This window comes from Leptospira stimsonii (assembly GCF_003545885.1).
In the GTDB taxonomy this organism is placed as follows: domain Bacteria; phylum Spirochaetota; class Leptospiria; order Leptospirales; family Leptospiraceae; genus Leptospira; species Leptospira stimsonii.
In genome coordinates this window covers 366465-382500 of record NZ_QHCT01000002.1, presented here as the reverse complement: position 1 = coordinate 382500, position 16036 = coordinate 366465, and the positions used below count along the sequence as shown (strand labels likewise).

The following is a 16036-nucleotide window of genomic DNA, read 5'->3' as shown; positions in this document are numbered from 1 at the left end:
ACTGTATTCCATTCAGCAGAATGACCTGATCGATTACGTAAAGAAGAATCCCGGCGTTTACATGAGAATGAACACTGTCTATTCGTAGACGTTAGGGAGATTAGAATGGAAAGAGTCCTACAATTCACGGAAGAACACGAAGCATTCCGTGAAATGGCGAGAAAGTTTTTCGAGACGGAAGTCGCTCCGCATCACGAATCCTGGGAAAAAGTCGGAATCGTTCCGAAAGAAGTTTGGAAAAAAGCAGGCGCAAGTGGCTTGCTCTGCCCGAATATTCCTTCCGAATACGGCGGATCCGACGCGGATTTCCTATACAATGTAATCATAATAGAGGAATCTGCGAAAGTAGGGAATAGCGGATTCTTCATTTCCTTACACAACGACGTGATTGCGCCTTACATTTCGACGTACGCAAACGAAGAGCAAAAAGCCCGTTGGTTACCCGGTTGTGCATCGGGAGATAGTATTCTCGCGATCGCCATGACCGAACCCGGAGCCGGGTCCGACCTCAAAAGTATCCGAACCACCGCTGTGGAAAAAAGCGATCACTACGTTGTAAATGGACAAAAAACGTTCATTTCCAACGGACAATTGGCAAATTTAGTGATCACGGCTGTTAAGCATGATAGTGGCGCGATGTCCCTCCTGATGGTAGAAGAGGGAATGAAAGGCTTTGAAAGGGGAAGAAGACTCGAAAAAATTGGTTTAAAAGCTCAGGATACTTCGGAACTCTATTACAACGACGTAATCGTTCCGAAAGAAAACCTGATCGGCAAACAAGGACAAGGTTTTCGATATTTGATGCAGAAGTTGGCGACGGAGCGTTTGGTCCTCGGACTAGCCGCCGTAGAAGCGACTGCACTCGTTCAGAGGATTACTCTTCAGTACATCAAAGAGAGACAGGCGTTCGGTAAAAAGATCGGATCCTTTCAGCATATCAAGTTTAAGATGGCTGAGATGGCGACCGAACTGGAGATGTGCCGGACGTTTGCCGATAAGGTTACTCTGGAAACTATGGCCGGAAAATCGGATACTGCACAAGCCTCGATGGTAAAATGGTATTCGACGGAGATGCAAAAACGTCACACGGATGAATGTTTGCAGTTCTTCGGCGGTTATGGTTATATGATGGAGTATCCGATCGCCAGAGCGTATCTGGACGCGAGAATCCAGACAATTTACGCGGGAACGACGGAAATCATGAAAGAGATCATAGGAAGAAGCCTGGGTCTTTGAAATAAATTTCCAAAAGTTCCCGTCAAAAAAACGGGATAAAAATGAATACCTGCCGCAAATCAGTTATAGGAAGAATTCTTCCTATTTTAATTCTTTTCATTGCCGGACTGGTTCCGGCGGGTTCTCTCTTCTCACAAGTGACTTGTACAGGTCAGGCTTGTACGATCATTCCGAGCAACATTACTTCTCAGTTCAACGGTCTCGAAAACGAAGTTCGAACAAAGTATCTAAACGAAGTGGTCAAGTCGATGGCCGACTCGGCGCTTCTCACCAATATCAACTCGTCCATGATGGGACCGGGAACGATCAATCGATTCCAGGTGGGCGCCGGAGTTTCCGCGGCTGGAACGAAGAATGACGACATCCAGATTCAGTATGCAGGGATCAATCTTCCGAATCTTCCAAACGGAGGTGCGTCGATCAGTCCTTCCTTTATGGCAGGGGTGAACCTTGGTTGGTTAACCGCAAATGGTCCTTCCGATCAGGATGAGGAAAAAAGAAATTTCCTTCACAGAATCAATATTTACGTTCACGGATTTCAAGGGAATTTAGGACAAGGAGATTTAAGATCCGCTTCTTCGTCCGCATCGAATGATTATAAATTCGCAGGGAATTTTAATTCCTTTGGCGCAACGGTTCGTTTTCAACTTCTCAAAGAACGTTATACACGCTTGGATCTTTTCGGATTTACAGGATTGAGTTTGGGACTCGGATTTCACAGCAAAACCGAGGAACTTTCCTTGGGCTATTCTCCGACTTCGATTCCGAAAGTTTCTTTCGGTCCTGCGACGGGACGTTGGGACGCGGATTTCACCATGGATTATCGGGCCAAAACCCAATCTCTACCGATTGATATCAGAACGGGAGTTCGTCTTTTTTACATTCTTACCATTTTTGCCGGAGCTGGGATGAGCCAGAACACAGGAAGCTCCAATCTGAATCTTCTTGTGTCCGGACCGTTGACTCTGACGTTAGACGCGGCCGCCGCAGGTTTACCACTGGAATTTTTAAAGGGATATTCTGCGTCTTCCACCGGAAATCTTTCCATTCGTACGCACGGAGACGCGAAAGTAAAAGACAGCATGAACTATTTGATCGGTGGGGTGGAACTCAATCTTGCCGTTTTTAAACTTTTAGTGGAAGGTGTCGTTTCCGAGAAATTTTATTCCGCAAATGTCGGCTTGAAATTCGCGCTTTAAAAACCGCGGCACGGTTTTTGCATTCCTACCTAGAGAACTATTTCACTGCAAAGAAGGGATTTCTCCCTTCTTTGGGTAAGAATTTGGATTCTTCCGGAAAAAGGATTCTGATTCCTTCCAATTGATCCATTGAAAGGTTCCATTTTTAGTTTTGGGAAGAGTTTTCGATCCTCGGTCTTTCTTTTTGGATGAATGTCGAAGATTCTTTTTACCTTATGAGTCCGCGATTTATAAGGAGAATGCTTTAGAAATAAACAGAATGCGCCTGAGGAAACCGTTATGATTCAAACAACTACAGAATCTTCCATTCATATCTCTTGTATTCCGAGGGATGGATCCTATGCCCTCAAGGTGAATATTTCGAATAACGAAATCGGAATCATCTATCGTGTGACCGCCGCCCTTTTTGTCAGGGGTTGGACGATCGAGGAAGCGGTCGCTGAGACGTCTCAGGACGGTTATATTAGCGATATCTTTATCATCAAGAACGTGGAAAACCTTCCGATGACTGACGAGATGCTTCAAATCATCCACTCGGATCTCAAAGAAATGTTTTTTCAAGGTGTTTCCGTCCTGAATTATTTGGAGAAGTTTCCGGAGAAGGCGGATTATTTGAAGAATAAGGAGAGATCTTCGATCGAACTTTTTTTATTCAATTCTCAAGGGAGCGATTGCACCGTTATGGATTTGAGAATGAAAGATCGTCCCGGAATCATTTTCGAAGTGTCTCAACTTCTCTTTCTTTACGGAATCGACATTCTTTCCTTCAAAGCCGTGACGGATTCCGGTTCCGTTCGTGATACGTTTCTTTTGAGATTGGAAAATGGAAGTAAACTGGACGAAACGCTTCATTTTGAACGATTGAGTGCGGCTCTCAAAACGATTCTTTAAAGCCTTCCCAAACGGATATGATCCGGCAATTTTTCGAATTTTACCCGCGTTTTTGACTGAGCGGAAAGACACGCTTTTTTTCGGTTTCGGTTTGGACGGAACGTTCGGAAAGAATCGATCTGGATTTTTATAAAAATGTCCGTTTGAAGACGTGTAGTCACGACTCTACTTTCTACTTTCTATTTTCAGATCCCGGTTCTCCTATATACGCAAATTCGCCGGGAAAGCTCTCCTCCTTCGTTCCCTTCATTTCATCTTTGCTTTCTCGATCTCGGGCGTAAACCCGATCGTTGTTCGATTCTTATTTTTAACCGAGCGCATATCTTATAAAAAAGAAATTTCCAATCTGAAACTCGTTTTTTAAATCCGATCTTAAGGACGATTGAATATTTGATTATTATAATATAGAGTTTCATTCTTTATGCAAAACTTTCTTTAATGTTGAGTTTTTATTTTGACGGTATAATATTTGATCTTAGAGCCTGGTTTGTTTCTGTCGTTACGCATTCTTTGCTCCGATTCGATTTATATAAAGTTAGAGGAAGTTACAGTGTCTTCATTTCGATTCCTTATCTGCGTTTTGCTTTCGTTCCAATTTTTGTTTTGTGTCGCAAAACCGAAAAATCTTTCCACTGTTCAAAGAGGTTTGTTTTTCGGTTTTATCACCGAGCTTTCGAACGAGTCCACTTTTTTAAGTCTGAATGTCAAAGTGCAGGGACTCACAAATATGGGATCGTTAGTCATACAAGATCAAGATGGGGAAACGTTGACGATCACCGCAAACGGAACTTTCACATTCCCTTCCGCAAAACCTAAGTCATCAGATTTCAACGTATCAATCCTTTCGCAACCCGTTACAATTCCGAATCAGACTTGTTTGATCACAAACCCGATGGGTATCATCACGGAAACATCTAACCTTGTCGAGATCAACTGCGGAACAACTTTTTTTCAGATCAGTCTGAACGTTTTCGGCATCGCAAGTTCCGCGACGGGTTCGCTTTCCGTTCTCAGCGGTACGGTTGATACTTTGAATATTACCACAGATGGAATTTATCAATTTTCCGGTCGAATTCCAGATCAGGCTACGTACTCCGTTTCTATTCAATCCAATCCTAACAACCATACCTGTATTCTCGAGCCGGTTCCTCCAGCATCCGGAACCGTGAACGGTGCATCCGTGACATTGAACGTGAATTGTTTAAGCGCAATCGGAACGAATCCCCCCAACCAAACCGCGCTTTTGAATTCGGCCAATATAACGGTCACATTTTCCAAACCGGTTCAGCCGGGTAGTTGCGTTTATACAGCCCCGACTCCGGCGCCTCCAACGACGTGTAATGTGGATCTACAGGCGTCCGCCGCGCCTCTGAATGTAACGGGAAATCAAGTTACCATTTCTCCCGCGGCGACGTGGCCGATCGGTTCGGATCAGTGTATTCAACTAGCAGGCTGTACCGAGGCCGGAACCGGAAAACCGTTTCAAATTCCGCGTCCTGCTAGACTGTCGGTTGCGGGTAACGTGAAATACGTTTCTGTGGGAGGGGTCGCGTCATCGGGCTCCTGCAATACGATCGCAAACGCCTGTGATTCCATACGTTATGCGGCAAGCCAGTGTACGCCCGGAACCATTTGTTCGGTTTTAGTTTCTCAAGGCACGTATGACATCAATGCGATGTTTGAAAGAATTCAATTAGGTTCCGGTTTGCAATTGATCGGAGGATTTAACACTTCTTTTACGATTCGCGATTCTAATATTTACACTACTACCATCCGCGATCAGATTTCGGCTGGAGCTTGCGGCGGAGCAGGAGTGAACTCTTCCTGCGCTCCGATTTTTAATACGCCGGGACTGACGACTCCGTTCGACATCGTAATCAAAGGATTTAGAATTCTCACAAATCCGAACAATGGAAATTCTGCGGGGATTCTTTTGGATACGATCAACGTAGGTTCGAATCGAATTCTCATTACCGAGAACGCGATTTTCGGTTCCACTTCGACGGGTGCGTATTGTTTTTTATGCGTTAATTCCGGAATCTCCGCGGTTTCCATTCCGAGACTGCATATCATCGGAAATTATATCGTCGGCGGGAGCGGCAACTCCCGCTCCGCTGGAATTCTTTTGATGAACAATACGAATGCGATCATTTTAAACAATGCCGTCAGCGGAGCGTCGCATTCCGGAGTATCCAACGATGACGCTTCCGTCGGAATTTGGATCAGCAATTTGACTTTTTCGGCGACTCAACTCGTGTATATCGCAAATAACCTGATCAATTCTCATCAAGTGATCGCTTCTCCTGTCGTTTCCGCCTTGAATAGTTACGGGATTATGGCGCTCGAAATCGATTCTCCGGATTTGATCATCGCTCACAATTCCGTTTACGGCGGAGTCGGCACGGCGCGTTCGATCGGAATCATTCAACAGGGAAATCCGGCTTCATTAACGGAGGTATCTCTTGTGAACAATCAGATTTTCGCAAATCCTTTTGCGACCACTCAAAGTTATTGTCTGAACTACGATACAACCAATACGATCGGAGGTTCGTCGGAGATTCGAGGAAATAATTTTTCGGGTTGCTCCACTGCGGTCGCCGTAACTGCAAACGGACCCTTTCAATTTTGTGCCCCGGAACCGGCGCCTCTGAGAAGAACTCCCGGATGCGCTACGTTTCTAACCAATGCGGGACAGGTAAACTTTGGTCACAATCCGTCGTTTTTGCCTCCGGTCGGTCCCTTCGACGTTTTTAAGCTGGGGGCCAGTTCCCGTTGTAATTCCCTTTTTGGAGGACAGATCCTTCCGGGGGCGATCGGATTTTTTACGCAGATCGATTTGGTAGGAACTGTGAGGAGCAACAACTCCGCACCCGATCCGGTGCCTCTCGGTTCGCTCGGATTTTCCATCGGCGCGTTCGAAGTCAATGGAGGTTGCGCTCCTTAAACGGGCGAAAAAAACAGTTTTCTTTTGTCCGTGCAGATCGAACCGAGATTCAAATCGAAAGACCAAGAATCACCCGTTTTTTAGGAAAGGGGATTAAGAATGAGAATGTCCCGGCTGTTTTAATTTCCAAATCAGAAGAAGAAAACAAAAACAAATGATTCCCGAAGTGAGAAAAGAGACCGCAGGTCCTTTGCTAAAGTAGATCAGACAGAATCCAAAGGGAGCGAGTCCTCTTCCCAAGGAAGCAAGACTTCGAAACATTCCGAGGTTGGTTCCTTGTTCTTCTTTTCCCGAAACCAAGGAAACTAACGTGGAAAGAGAAGGGTGTAGGAGTGCGCTTCCCGAAGATAAAAATGTAAGAGCGATAAAAAGCTGATACGAATTGGAAACAAAGTAAAGAAGTGCAAAACCCAACAAGAGGGAGATCGAACCGGCTCTTACGAGACGGGTTTCTTTTACTTTACCGGAAAGTTTTCGGAAAACACCACCCTGAATCAGAACGATGATCATACCGATATAAACAAAGGTAAAACCGATCTCGCTCGGAGAGTAATTCAAAAATTGACTCAGATAAAAATTGATCGAGAATTCAAATCCCGAAAAGGCAAAAACAAAGATAAAGTAAAGAAGGGAATACAAAACGACTTCCCTGTTTTTAGAAGTAAAGACCCCTAATATCGGATGCGTTTTCTTCTGTTTCGGAGCCTCCGGATCTTTCTTTAACGTTTCTCGAAACCAGAAAAGAATCATCAAAAGATTGAGGAATGCGACGAATGTCGCCGCTAACGCGGATGCTGGAAATGCAGTCAGAGTGATTTCCGGAAACAAGAGTTCAAAAAAACTCAAGTCTACTTTTGCAAAAAGTCCTCCGATCGGCGGACCTGCGATAAAACCCAAGCCGACTCCGGCTCCGATCAATCCCATTCCTTTGGCGCGATCTTTTTCGCTCGTGATATCGGCCATCGCCGCGGAGGCGACCGAAATGTTTCCACCCATCATTCCAGTGATCACTCTGGAAAAAACGAAGAGAGAAAAACTTCCCGAAAAAAGCCAAACCGCGTAACCGAAAAAACTTCCAAGACTCGTAAAAACAAGAATCGGTTTTCTTCCGATTCGATCCGAAATTCTTCCCCAGATTGGAGCAAACGCAAATTGTAAGAGAGAATAAAGACTTGCGACGATTCCTCCGAAGAGGGCTACAAATAAAGACCAATCTCCACCGGAGGCTTCCATAAGAATTCTCGTAAGATCTGTGAATTTATCTAAGACCGGGTCTCCGGATTTTGCGAGAAAGATTTTGAGTGTTTCGGGAAAGATGGGAAAGATTACGGAGAATCCCATCATATCGATGAAGACTGTAAAAAAAAGTACGAAGGATAGTTTATTCATGCTTAGGAAGAACGGCCTGAAAACAATACTCTTCCAAGCCGTCCGCCTTGTCTCAACATTTTCGAAAAAAGGAACGTTATTGTTTTCTACTCAAGAGCTGTTTTAATTCGTCCAGAGTCGTTCTTGCGGCGGCCTTGAATTGTTCCGGAATGGAAGATTCGACTTCTGCGGAAAGACGGATAAAATTCTCCTGAAGTTTTGCGAGCGCCTCTTGTCTTCCTTCTCCACCTTTGGAAAGAATCTCGGTCGCGTCCTGAACCGTTTTGTTGAGAAGTTCGCGGACTTGGTTCGCTTTGAAGCTCTGATTCGCTTCTCCCTTTTCTCTGAGTTCTTGGTAGATTTTATCGAGTTCGGCTAAGGATTGTTTGATTCTTCCTTCTCCGTTTTGAAACAACGCGATTCCCGCGTTCAGAATGTCCATCAGTAGTTTTTCCAATCTGCTTCTCCTCTCGATCGGAATTCAAAAAGTAGAATTCGATCGTTTTTCTTTGAACGGTTTGCGCCGATTTCATCGGCCGAATAGAACACTTTCGACTGAATTAAGAATTTTCGATCAGCTTTTTGATCTGATCGCGGATTCTCGCCGCGCTTTCATAGTCCTCGGTCTTGAGAGCGTTGTTTAAGGATTCTTGAAGAATTTCGAGTTGGGTTTTCGGAAGCTGAGAAATCTTTTCTCTCGCGATCGATTCTCCCGGAATCTCTTCGTCTTTCATTTCGATTCCAGCCTCTTCGATTACTTTTTTTGCGAGATAGATCGGAGCATTCGCACGAAGGGCAAGGGCGATCGAGTCGCTCGGTCTTGCGTCCAAAATGATCACGTCCTCGTCTTTTCTAAGAGTGATCTTGGCGTAAAAGGTATTGTCTATGATTTCTTCGATCGAAATTTTCACGATGCTTACGTTCAGAGTTGTGAGGAGAACGGTCATCAAATCGTGGGTCATGGGTCTCGGAGGTTTGGTCCCGTCCAAAACCGAAGTGATGGAATGTGTTTCCAAGGGCCCGATAAAAATCGGAACCACTCTGGAATCGGAATCATCCTTCGTTTTTAAAAAAACCGCGAACCCAACATTTGTCAGGGAAATATCTGAAATTTTTGCTTCTACGAGATCCATTCCCTTTGGAGGCTATCTTTGCAAACCTTTGGTGTCAAATGCTTTCCCGCAGAAATTAATCCAGTTTCTGAATCCAATCATGAAAGCCGGCGCACATTTCTCGAACCGTCGGCATGTGAAAAAGAATTCCCAAATGTCCCTGATCGAATTTTACGATTTGATTGTTCTTGGAAGGAAGGGCTTTTAATTCTTCTTCGACGGAATCCACGGGAACGATCTTGTCCAAGGTTCCTAAAACGGAATAAATCGGAAGTTCGAAATTTTTCTGAAGCTCGGTGTAATTGATCGAACCGTCGAAAGAAAAGAAAGCGTGATCCTTACTCAATTGAGAACGGATGAATTGTAGAATGACCTTTGTGGATTCTTCGCAAAAAATATCCTCGATGAGAAAGTACCATTCCGGAGGAGAGATTTGTCTGTAACCAACGAAGTCTCGCAGGTTTACGACCTTCGTACTGAGTTCGAAAGAAACCGTTCTCAAGGAAGAATGGAGTCCTAAGAGAAATTTAAAGAACTTATTCAAGTCCACAGTGGGAAGAGTGGATTGAAGGGAGAATGTGGTTAGGTCAAAGATAAAATCGGAAATCGATTTTGTGGGAAGAAGGCTGAGTCCCGTTTTGATCGCGTTCATCCCGGGAATGTTCGTTCCGACGGAAACGAAGTTCGGAGAAGTGACCGAGATGATTCCGGAGATCGCTTCTTTCGGATCGGGAAGAGGGACCTTGGTCTGAGGATACTTTGCGACAAAGGTTTCATAGGCGGACGCGTAGTAACGAGGAATCATTCCTCCCATACTGTGTCCCATCACGACGATCTTCTCTTTGGGAAAACTTTCACGGATCCAATTTAGGACCGCAGGAAAATCCTCTTGGATGAAGTCGTCGATCGTCCAACCTTCCTTGATTCCGTTGTAAGGAAGAGTTTGTCTGGAACGACCGCGCATGTCCATCGAGAAGACACGATAGCCGTATTTGAGGGCCATCTCTCTTGCGACCTTGTCCATCACCGATCTTCTACAGAAAAAACCGGGGATTAAGAGAAGAATTTTTCCCGTGTCGTTTGTCTTTTCCGGTTCGAAACGTTTGAGACTCACCGAAAAACCGTTGCTAGACGGAATGATATAACTCGCGTCCAGACGATACGAACAGTTGTATGTATGACAGTCGAAGATGATCGACGTTACCGGATGAACCTGGCCGGAAGTTCTTGTATAATAGAGATGTTTTGCGTAAGAATGAAGGTCCGCTTTTTCAATATTCTTCTTTGCGATATAAGGATCCGCTTTGTTGTCCATTTCTCTTGCGACGACGAAGTCGACGACGTCGTAGAGGGAACTGAGTTGTTCTCTGACTTCTTCTCTTTGTTCGTCCGTCATTCTGTCGCGACGAATTCCCCAGATCATACCGATCGGATTTCCTTTGACGAAGAGAGGAATTCCCGCGGCGTAATTCATGGTTCCCGAAAGAAGGTGTCTTAGGTTCGGGTGAATCTTCTCGTCTTTCAAACTGCTAAAGACGACTTCGGGGCGTTTTTTGGTTTCAACGGAGATGATGGCTTCCCGGATAAAATTGGCGGAAAGGTTGTCTTGGTCTTGGATCGAAACCGGAAGGGCTCGGTTAATAAATTCTTGAATGTCTTTGAGTCCGATCCGAGTTGCGATCTCCTTCATTTTGAAGTGAGTCGCCGAACTTACGATCTTTAGATTCTTATCTTGGATCGCTTCGAAGACTGCGTAGTTGAACATCGGTTGGTTGTTCGTGAAAGTCAGGGCGACGAGCTTATTCACAAAAGCGGACCAAACTTTTTCCAAAAACTTATAGGTATAATCCGGGACCGGAAAAATAAAAATATCATCGGGAGAAACGTTAAGTCCGCTTTTCCCTCTTCTCTTCCGAGTAGAAGGTTTTTTTTCCAAGAGTTCAGCCATACTGATGCCAGAATTGAACCTAAAAACTTCTCTGCCAACCTGGATTTACGTAGATTTGAACCTTTTTAAAGGAAATATTTTGTTAAAAAAAATAGTCTCTAAGTGTTATCCCTCAATTCCGCATCCCGGTATTCCGGAAATTTCGAAAGAGAAACAAATCCTTCTCTGATCTCAAAGATTAAGCGAAGGAAAAATACTTCTTTCGGGAAATAAAATTCGGGCGTGCCCCGGGCGACGTTTCGATTTACTCGAGCGTCTTTTCTTTGAATGAGAACACGTCGCCGGGTCGCGTCTCTCCAAGCTCGCGCATTCGCGCTCGTCTCTGCGAGACGCTTCGCGCTTTCCGAACCGCTCACGCGGGGATTGTGAAACGAAGTGCTTCTTGATGAACCCACTTTTTACATTTCTCTAAAGAGATGGATTGTGATTCGTATTTGTTAAGCGAAACGATGGAAAAGGTCATGGGCATTTTAGACCTTTCGTATCCGATCCCTTTTAGGGGTTTGAGGAAAAATGATTTTCAAATTGAGAATTTCCGAGATGTGGAATTTTCAGTTTCGATCGAAAAGAAAAAGAATGTCTAACGTTGATTCTTTCAATTCCCCTTTTTTCTTTGGAGAAGTTTTTGCCATGCGATTTCTTTTTTCAGAACCATTTCCGGCGTATCGGGAACGGGAAAGCCGAGGTCTTGTTCGTTAATCCAGGAAATCTTTCCAGGATTTAGTTTTTGAGAATGAAGTCGTACGATAGAGCCGATCCTTTCCATCGCAAACGGAAGGGCTTGGATCGAATCGATTCCATTCCATTCCAAAGGTTCCTTTGATTCCTTCGAGTCCAATTCCTTGGATCTGAAATGGGCAATACCAGTCCATTGTTTCCTCCTTGGCGGGTTTCGGTTTTCCAATGGTTACGATGATTTTTTGTTTTTTCCTTCCGATGGAAAATTCTAATTCTCTTTGTGGGATCACGGTTCCTAATTTGAATTTTTTTTTCAAAGTCGTATGCCTCTCTGTGAACAAACCGAGAGCCCCCATTTTTTGTGTGAGTTTCCATTTTTCAAAAGGGATTTGTCGTTGTTCCGACAATTTTTCGGAAAACGGCCCCCACCCAAATCGGGTGGAGGAGGCGGGCTCGCGGGAAAAATCGGAAAACGTTCCTCTATCAGAAAATCATTCTAATCTCAACTTAAATTTTCACAGCGAAGTTGTCGTAACTCCGACAACTTTCTGTGAAGACTTCAAACACGCTCTGATTCTTGCTTGGAAATTCTTCGATGAAACACTCTTTCGCTCCTATATTAATAAATTTTAATTTTAAAAGAGAAGATTCCTGAGCAGGAACTTTGACAAGGCGAATCTCTTTGTAGTTCCTTTTGTTTCGAGACTTGTCCTGCGTTGATAGGAGTTCATTTCGCCGGTGAAAATGGACTGAATTCGTTTCTTAAAAAGATCTCTTTTCAATTCGAAATTCTTTCGCGAACGTTTTGGAGCTCCGGTTCAAAATTCGAATCTCATTTCCCAAGAGCGGAATTTATTTTTTGCAAACTTCGAATGCAGGGAATCTTTCTGCGGTATTCGGACGTACGATCGGCGTAATTTGAAATTGGATTTTATTTTCAGGAAGTCGTTTCTCCATTGGACCCAGAAGATGAATTCCGACCCATAGGGAGGAATTCGCTGAGTTCTCTTGCACCTTCGCTTTTAGAATTCGGACTTGCCGTTTCGCAGTTTTCCATCCTGGAAAACTTGGCTCCACGGCGTCTTTTTCGTGCTCTCGCCATCCGTGGCTCGAGTCGCCTTTGTTACGCTCTCTATGGATCGCTACAAAGGCTCTCACGAAAAAGCTTCAAGTCCTTCTGGGAGATCGGCGTAATTTGAAATTGGATTTTATTTTCAGGAAGTCGTTTCTCCATTGGACCCAGAAGATGAATTCCGACCCGTAGGGAGGAATTCGCTGAGTTTCCTTGCACCTTCGCTTTTAGAATTCGGACTTGCCGTTTCGCAGTTTTCCATCCTGGAAAACTTGGCTCCACGGCGTCTTTTTCGTGCTCTCGCCATCCGTGGCTCGAGTCGCCTTTGTTACGCTCTCTATGGATCGCTACAAAGGCTCTCACGAAAAAGCTTCCAGTCCTTCTGGGAGATCGGCGTAATTTGAAATTGGATTTTATTTTCAGGAAGGCATTTCTCCATTGGGCCCAGAAGGACTTGAACCTTCGACCCGCAGATTATGAGTCTGCCGCTCTAACCAACTGAGCTATAGGCCCGGAGAGTTTCCAGTTTTTCTGGGAAGTCTTGTTCTTCAAGTGAATTTCTGCAGGAAGTTGCATTCAGAGGTTTGAATTTAAAAAGAGGAAAGTTTTTCTCCATTGGGCCCAGAAGATGGATGCCGATCCGTAGAGAGGCATCCGCTGAGTTCTCTTGAACCTTCGACCCGCAGATTATGAGTCTGCCGCTCTAACCAACTGAGCTATAGGCCCGGAGAGTTTCCAGTTTTTCTGGGAAGTCTTGTTCTTCAAGTGAATTTTTTGGGGAAGGATTTACAAAGAATCTTGGGAAATCGGTTCGAAAAACTTTTTCGGATCTTCGAAAAAATCGGAGATCGTTTTGTTTTCGGTATCGAATACGAGATAGACGGAAACGATCTTCTCTTTTTTTTGAAACAGATAATAACGAACCGTGAGTGGATTTCCCGAAATGATTTCTTTTCTCTCGGCACCGATTGAGAGGAGACCGTCCCATTTCGGGAGGTTCAATTCCTTCGAATTCGGAAACAAATCTTTAAGGAGAGTTTTCAGTGATTCTTCTTTGAAAGGACCGTCCCATTCTCGAAGGATCAACATCCAAGCTCTTCCTTTCGTTGGAATCACTTTCCAATGATATCCGTTTCCGTTCATCCTGACTTCCGCTTTTTCGGGGAAACGAATCTTGAGAAGGTTGAGAAGAAAAGGAGAGGAAGGAGAATGATAGAATAATGCCGGATCCAATGGATCCAAAGCCCGCATTGTAGTAGGAGGAAAAAAACAAAAAACGAAAAAAATCGGAATTAGACTTTTAATAGATAATTTCATCCAGAGCGAGTTCTCTAAATTCTCCCAGATCAAAAACCGGGATGGAGAATCTTCCTTTTTTGTCTTCGAGTGTGACTTCGGAGGCTTTTTTAAAATGTGGAATTGTGGAAACCTGATAGACGATCATACCTTCCCATCTTCCTCTTACTTCATAGGCCGCGCCTTCCGCTAGTTTTCGAACCATTCTGGCACGCGACTTGTCGAATTTATTCATTCTATATTTGTAATATACGGTTTCTCCGTTCCAGTCGTAAAAGACCGCATAGTTTCCTTTCAATTCCTGAAAGAATAACTTGATCGTCTCGGGGAAGTTAGGCGACTGAGTATTTAAGGATTCTTTAATGTCTGCGATTCTTTTTTCATCGAAAGAAATCGAACTTCGATACGTCGCGGCCGCTCTGTGAACTTCTTGCGCAGAAACGCCGGAGATACAAACAAAAAAGAGGATCGAAACGATCCCCTTTTTGAAATTCGGAATTTTAGAATTCAAATTCCATCCTCTAATTCTTCGGCTTCTCCTTTTCCTCCGGGAGAAGAACCACCACCTCCCGAAGAAGAGGAACTCCCGCTATCGGACGAAGGAGCCGTAGACGTTCCCGGAATCGGAGAAGGATCGCCTGTGCGAATCGGTCTTTCCCTGTTTCCGGCCTTGTATTTGGGAGAATCGGATTCTTTCAGGTCGATATCGTTTCCGGATTCTCCTTTTTTTAATTTTTCAATGGCCATCTTTGCGGCCTTTTTTACTTTTTCGCTCGGGTCTCTCTGAGCCTTGTATTCTAAAATTTCTAAAACCGCCATATCTCCGGTATCGGTGAGATGTTTGATCGCTCTCAGTCTCACGACCGGATCATCGTCCCTTGCGTAAGCATACAATTCTTCTAATATATCCTTGTCTCCCATGGAAACAAGAGCGGTGATCGAATGGATCTTTAGCGGTTGATAGTCTTTGACTTCATTTTTACTTTTGATGTTTCGGATCTTATCCAATTCTTCTTTGATCGTAGGCATGGAAGAAACGGATTTCATTTTTCCGAGAGCGCTCACAGAAAAACTTCTCAAGGTGATCGGTTCTTTCGTGTCCTTGTAGATTTCCAGAAGAGAACCTTCCGCTTTTCTATCCTTATTCTTCCCGAAAAAGAGGGCGATCTGTGCGCGGATTTCCGGGTCGTTGAAGTTTTCGTTCAATCTCGCGAGAAGAAAGGTCGTCGCTTCTTCTTGCGGTGGAAATTCTCCGAGTGCGTCCAAAACTCCGACGGTAAGATTCGAATTTTTTGTGAAGTCCTGCGTTCTAAGAATTTCAAAAAGAATCGGGGCTCCCTTTTCGAGTTTGAGTTTTTTTGTCGCGTAGATCGATTCTCTCTGAATATCCGGTTGTTCGCTCTTTAAGAGTTTCAGGATTTGATCGCTGAACTGAGTCAGCTTGAGTTCGGAAACCGTTCGAATTGCATAGACCTTCATCATCCAATCCGGATCTTTTTCCAAAATTTTTCCGAGTTGATCGATGAGAACTCCGGAATGTTCGGAAGGGAAGTCTTCCAATTCCCGAAGTGCCATGGCCCTTTCCTTGGTCGTTCCGAACTTCAATACTTGAAGTAGGATGTCCTTCTTCTTTAGGATTTGTTCTTCGGAGAGTTTTGTAGGTTTGGATTGGGGCGCGGAAGAAATCGTCTGATTCACAAATAAAATCAGAAGAATAGTTGCAAAAAATGGAATGTATTTCACGAGGTTTCGAACGATCTTTTTCGAATTATTTCTGGAGTTTGGAATTTTGTTCTTCCAGTTCTTGGATTTTTCTGTTGAGTTCATTGATTAAGTGTTGGTTTTCTAAATTTTGGCGGAACTTTTCGATCAGGAATCGAATGTCTCCGGTGAGTTCTTCGATATTCCAAGGTTTCTCCACATATCGGCTCAGTCCTCCGTAATTGATCGCGTGAATCGCGGAATCCAAACCTGCCTGACCCGTGAGCATGATCTTGATGGAATCGGGAAGTCTTCTGTGAACTTCCTCTAAAAACTGAGACCCTTTCATTCCCGGCATCACCTGATCGGCGATGATCACTTCGATCACAAAGCCGGACTGTTGGATCTCTTCCATCAGAGCCAGACCTTCTTCCGCGCTACTCGCGGTTTCGATTTCGTGACTCTCTCCAAATTCGTTTCGGAGTTGCTGTTGGATCGTTTCCAAGACCGATACTTCATCATCGACACAAATGATATAACCTTTATTCATAATCCCGTTCCCATACCGGAAAGTCTCTTCAGAAAGAGAAT

The 16036-nt window shown here is 44.3% G+C and carries 15 protein-coding genes and 2 tRNA genes (1 of these 17 running past the window's edge); 5 read left to right on the top strand and 12 right to left on the bottom strand.

The window, feature by feature from the left end; genetic code table 11:
* From DLM75_RS09945 to DLM75_RS09925, 5 genes are all read left to right on the top strand, one after another.
* Nucleotides 1-88 carry the final stretch of a cAMP/cGMP-dependent 3',5'-cyclic-AMP/GMP phosphodiesterase gene (locus DLM75_RS09945; protein WP_118968348.1) on the top strand. Its footprint begins 2072 nt before the window's first position, so only the last 88 of its 2160 coding nucleotides appear in the window; its start codon lies off the left edge, out of view; its stop codon occupies nucleotides 86-88.
* 17 nt (nucleotides 89-105) lie between these two features.
* Nucleotides 106-1236, top strand: coding sequence for an acyl-CoA dehydrogenase family protein (locus tag DLM75_RS09940; protein WP_118968347.1), 1131 nt, complete (start codon nucleotides 106-108; stop codon nucleotides 1234-1236).
* A 41-nt stretch (nucleotides 1237-1277) separates the two neighbouring features.
* Nucleotides 1278-2435, top strand: coding sequence for an Lsa36 family surface (lipo)protein (locus DLM75_RS09935; protein ID WP_118968346.1), 1158 nt, complete (start codon nucleotides 1278-1280; stop codon nucleotides 2433-2435).
* Nucleotides 2436-2714: 279 nt separating this feature from the next.
* Nucleotides 2715-3326 (top strand): hypothetical protein, encoded by a 612-nt coding sequence (locus DLM75_RS09930; protein WP_118968345.1) that lies wholly within the window; start codon nucleotides 2715-2717, stop codon nucleotides 3324-3326.
* Nucleotides 3327-3876: 550 nt separating this feature from the next.
* Nucleotides 3877-6270 (top strand): right-handed parallel beta-helix repeat-containing protein, encoded by a 2394-nt coding sequence (locus DLM75_RS09925; RefSeq protein ID WP_118968344.1) that lies wholly within the window; start codon nucleotides 3877-3879, stop codon nucleotides 6268-6270.
* A gap of 93 nt (nucleotides 6271-6363) precedes the next feature.
* On the opposite strand, the gene DLM75_RS09920 is transcribed toward DLM75_RS09925, so the two are convergent.
* The 12 genes from DLM75_RS09920 to DLM75_RS09855 form a co-directional block, all read right to left on the bottom strand.
* The gene (locus DLM75_RS09920; protein ID WP_118968343.1) at nucleotides 6364-7659 is read right to left on the bottom strand and encodes an MFS transporter; all 1296 of its coding nucleotides are present in this window, start codon (nucleotides 7657-7659) and stop codon (nucleotides 6364-6366) included.
* Between the two features lie 76 nt (nucleotides 7660-7735).
* A complete protein-coding gene (locus DLM75_RS09915; protein ID WP_429945443.1) occupies nucleotides 7736-8095 on the bottom strand; it encodes a phasin-related domain-containing protein in 360 nt (119 codons plus the stop codon).
* A gap of 103 nt (nucleotides 8096-8198) precedes the next feature.
* Nucleotides 8199-8771, bottom strand: coding sequence for a bifunctional nuclease family protein (locus DLM75_RS09910; protein WP_118968341.1), 573 nt, complete (start codon nucleotides 8769-8771; stop codon nucleotides 8199-8201).
* Between the two features lie 55 nt (nucleotides 8772-8826).
* Nucleotides 8827-10698, bottom strand: a complete 1872-nt coding sequence (locus DLM75_RS09905; RefSeq protein ID WP_118968340.1) for an alpha/beta hydrolase — start codon at nucleotides 10696-10698, stop codon at nucleotides 8827-8829.
* 595 nt (nucleotides 10699-11293) lie between these two features.
* Nucleotides 11294-11464, bottom strand: a complete 171-nt coding sequence (locus tag DLM75_RS24995) for a hypothetical protein (RefSeq protein WP_429945455.1) — start codon at nucleotides 11462-11464, stop codon at nucleotides 11294-11296.
* Nucleotides 11394-11783 carry a hypothetical protein gene (locus DLM75_RS09895; protein ID WP_241547874.1) on the bottom strand — a complete coding sequence of 130 codons (390 nt, stop codon included), beginning with the start codon at nucleotides 11781-11783 and terminating at the stop codon, nucleotides 11394-11396. The genes DLM75_RS24995 and DLM75_RS09895 overlap by 71 nt, the downstream gene beginning before the upstream one ends.
* Nucleotides 11784-12887: 1104 nt before the next feature.
* Nucleotides 12888-12961, bottom strand: a tRNA-Ile gene (locus DLM75_RS09875).
* 103 nt (nucleotides 12962-13064) lie between these two features.
* Nucleotides 13065-13174, bottom strand: a tRNA-Met gene (locus DLM75_RS24240).
* A gap of 60 nt (nucleotides 13175-13234) precedes the next feature.
* Complete coding sequence (locus DLM75_RS09870) at nucleotides 13235-13765, bottom strand: hypothetical protein (RefSeq protein WP_118968335.1); 531 nt, start codon at nucleotides 13763-13765, stop codon at nucleotides 13235-13237.
* Nucleotides 13749-14222, bottom strand: coding sequence for an LIC_11959 family protein (locus DLM75_RS09865; RefSeq protein WP_241547894.1), 474 nt, complete (start codon nucleotides 14220-14222; stop codon nucleotides 13749-13751). The genes DLM75_RS09870 and DLM75_RS09865 overlap by 17 nt, the downstream gene beginning before the upstream one ends.
* Before the next feature lie 29 nt (nucleotides 14223-14251).
* Nucleotides 14252-15571 (bottom strand): HEAT repeat domain-containing protein, encoded by a 1320-nt coding sequence (locus DLM75_RS09860; RefSeq protein WP_118968334.1) that lies wholly within the window; start codon nucleotides 15569-15571, stop codon nucleotides 14252-14254.
* Entirely contained in the window at nucleotides 15513-15995 is a 483-nt protein-coding gene (locus tag DLM75_RS09855; RefSeq protein WP_118968333.1) for a response regulator, read from the bottom strand. The genes DLM75_RS09860 and DLM75_RS09855 overlap by 59 nt, the downstream gene beginning before the upstream one ends.
* Nucleotides 15996-16036 lie beyond the last annotated feature (41 nt).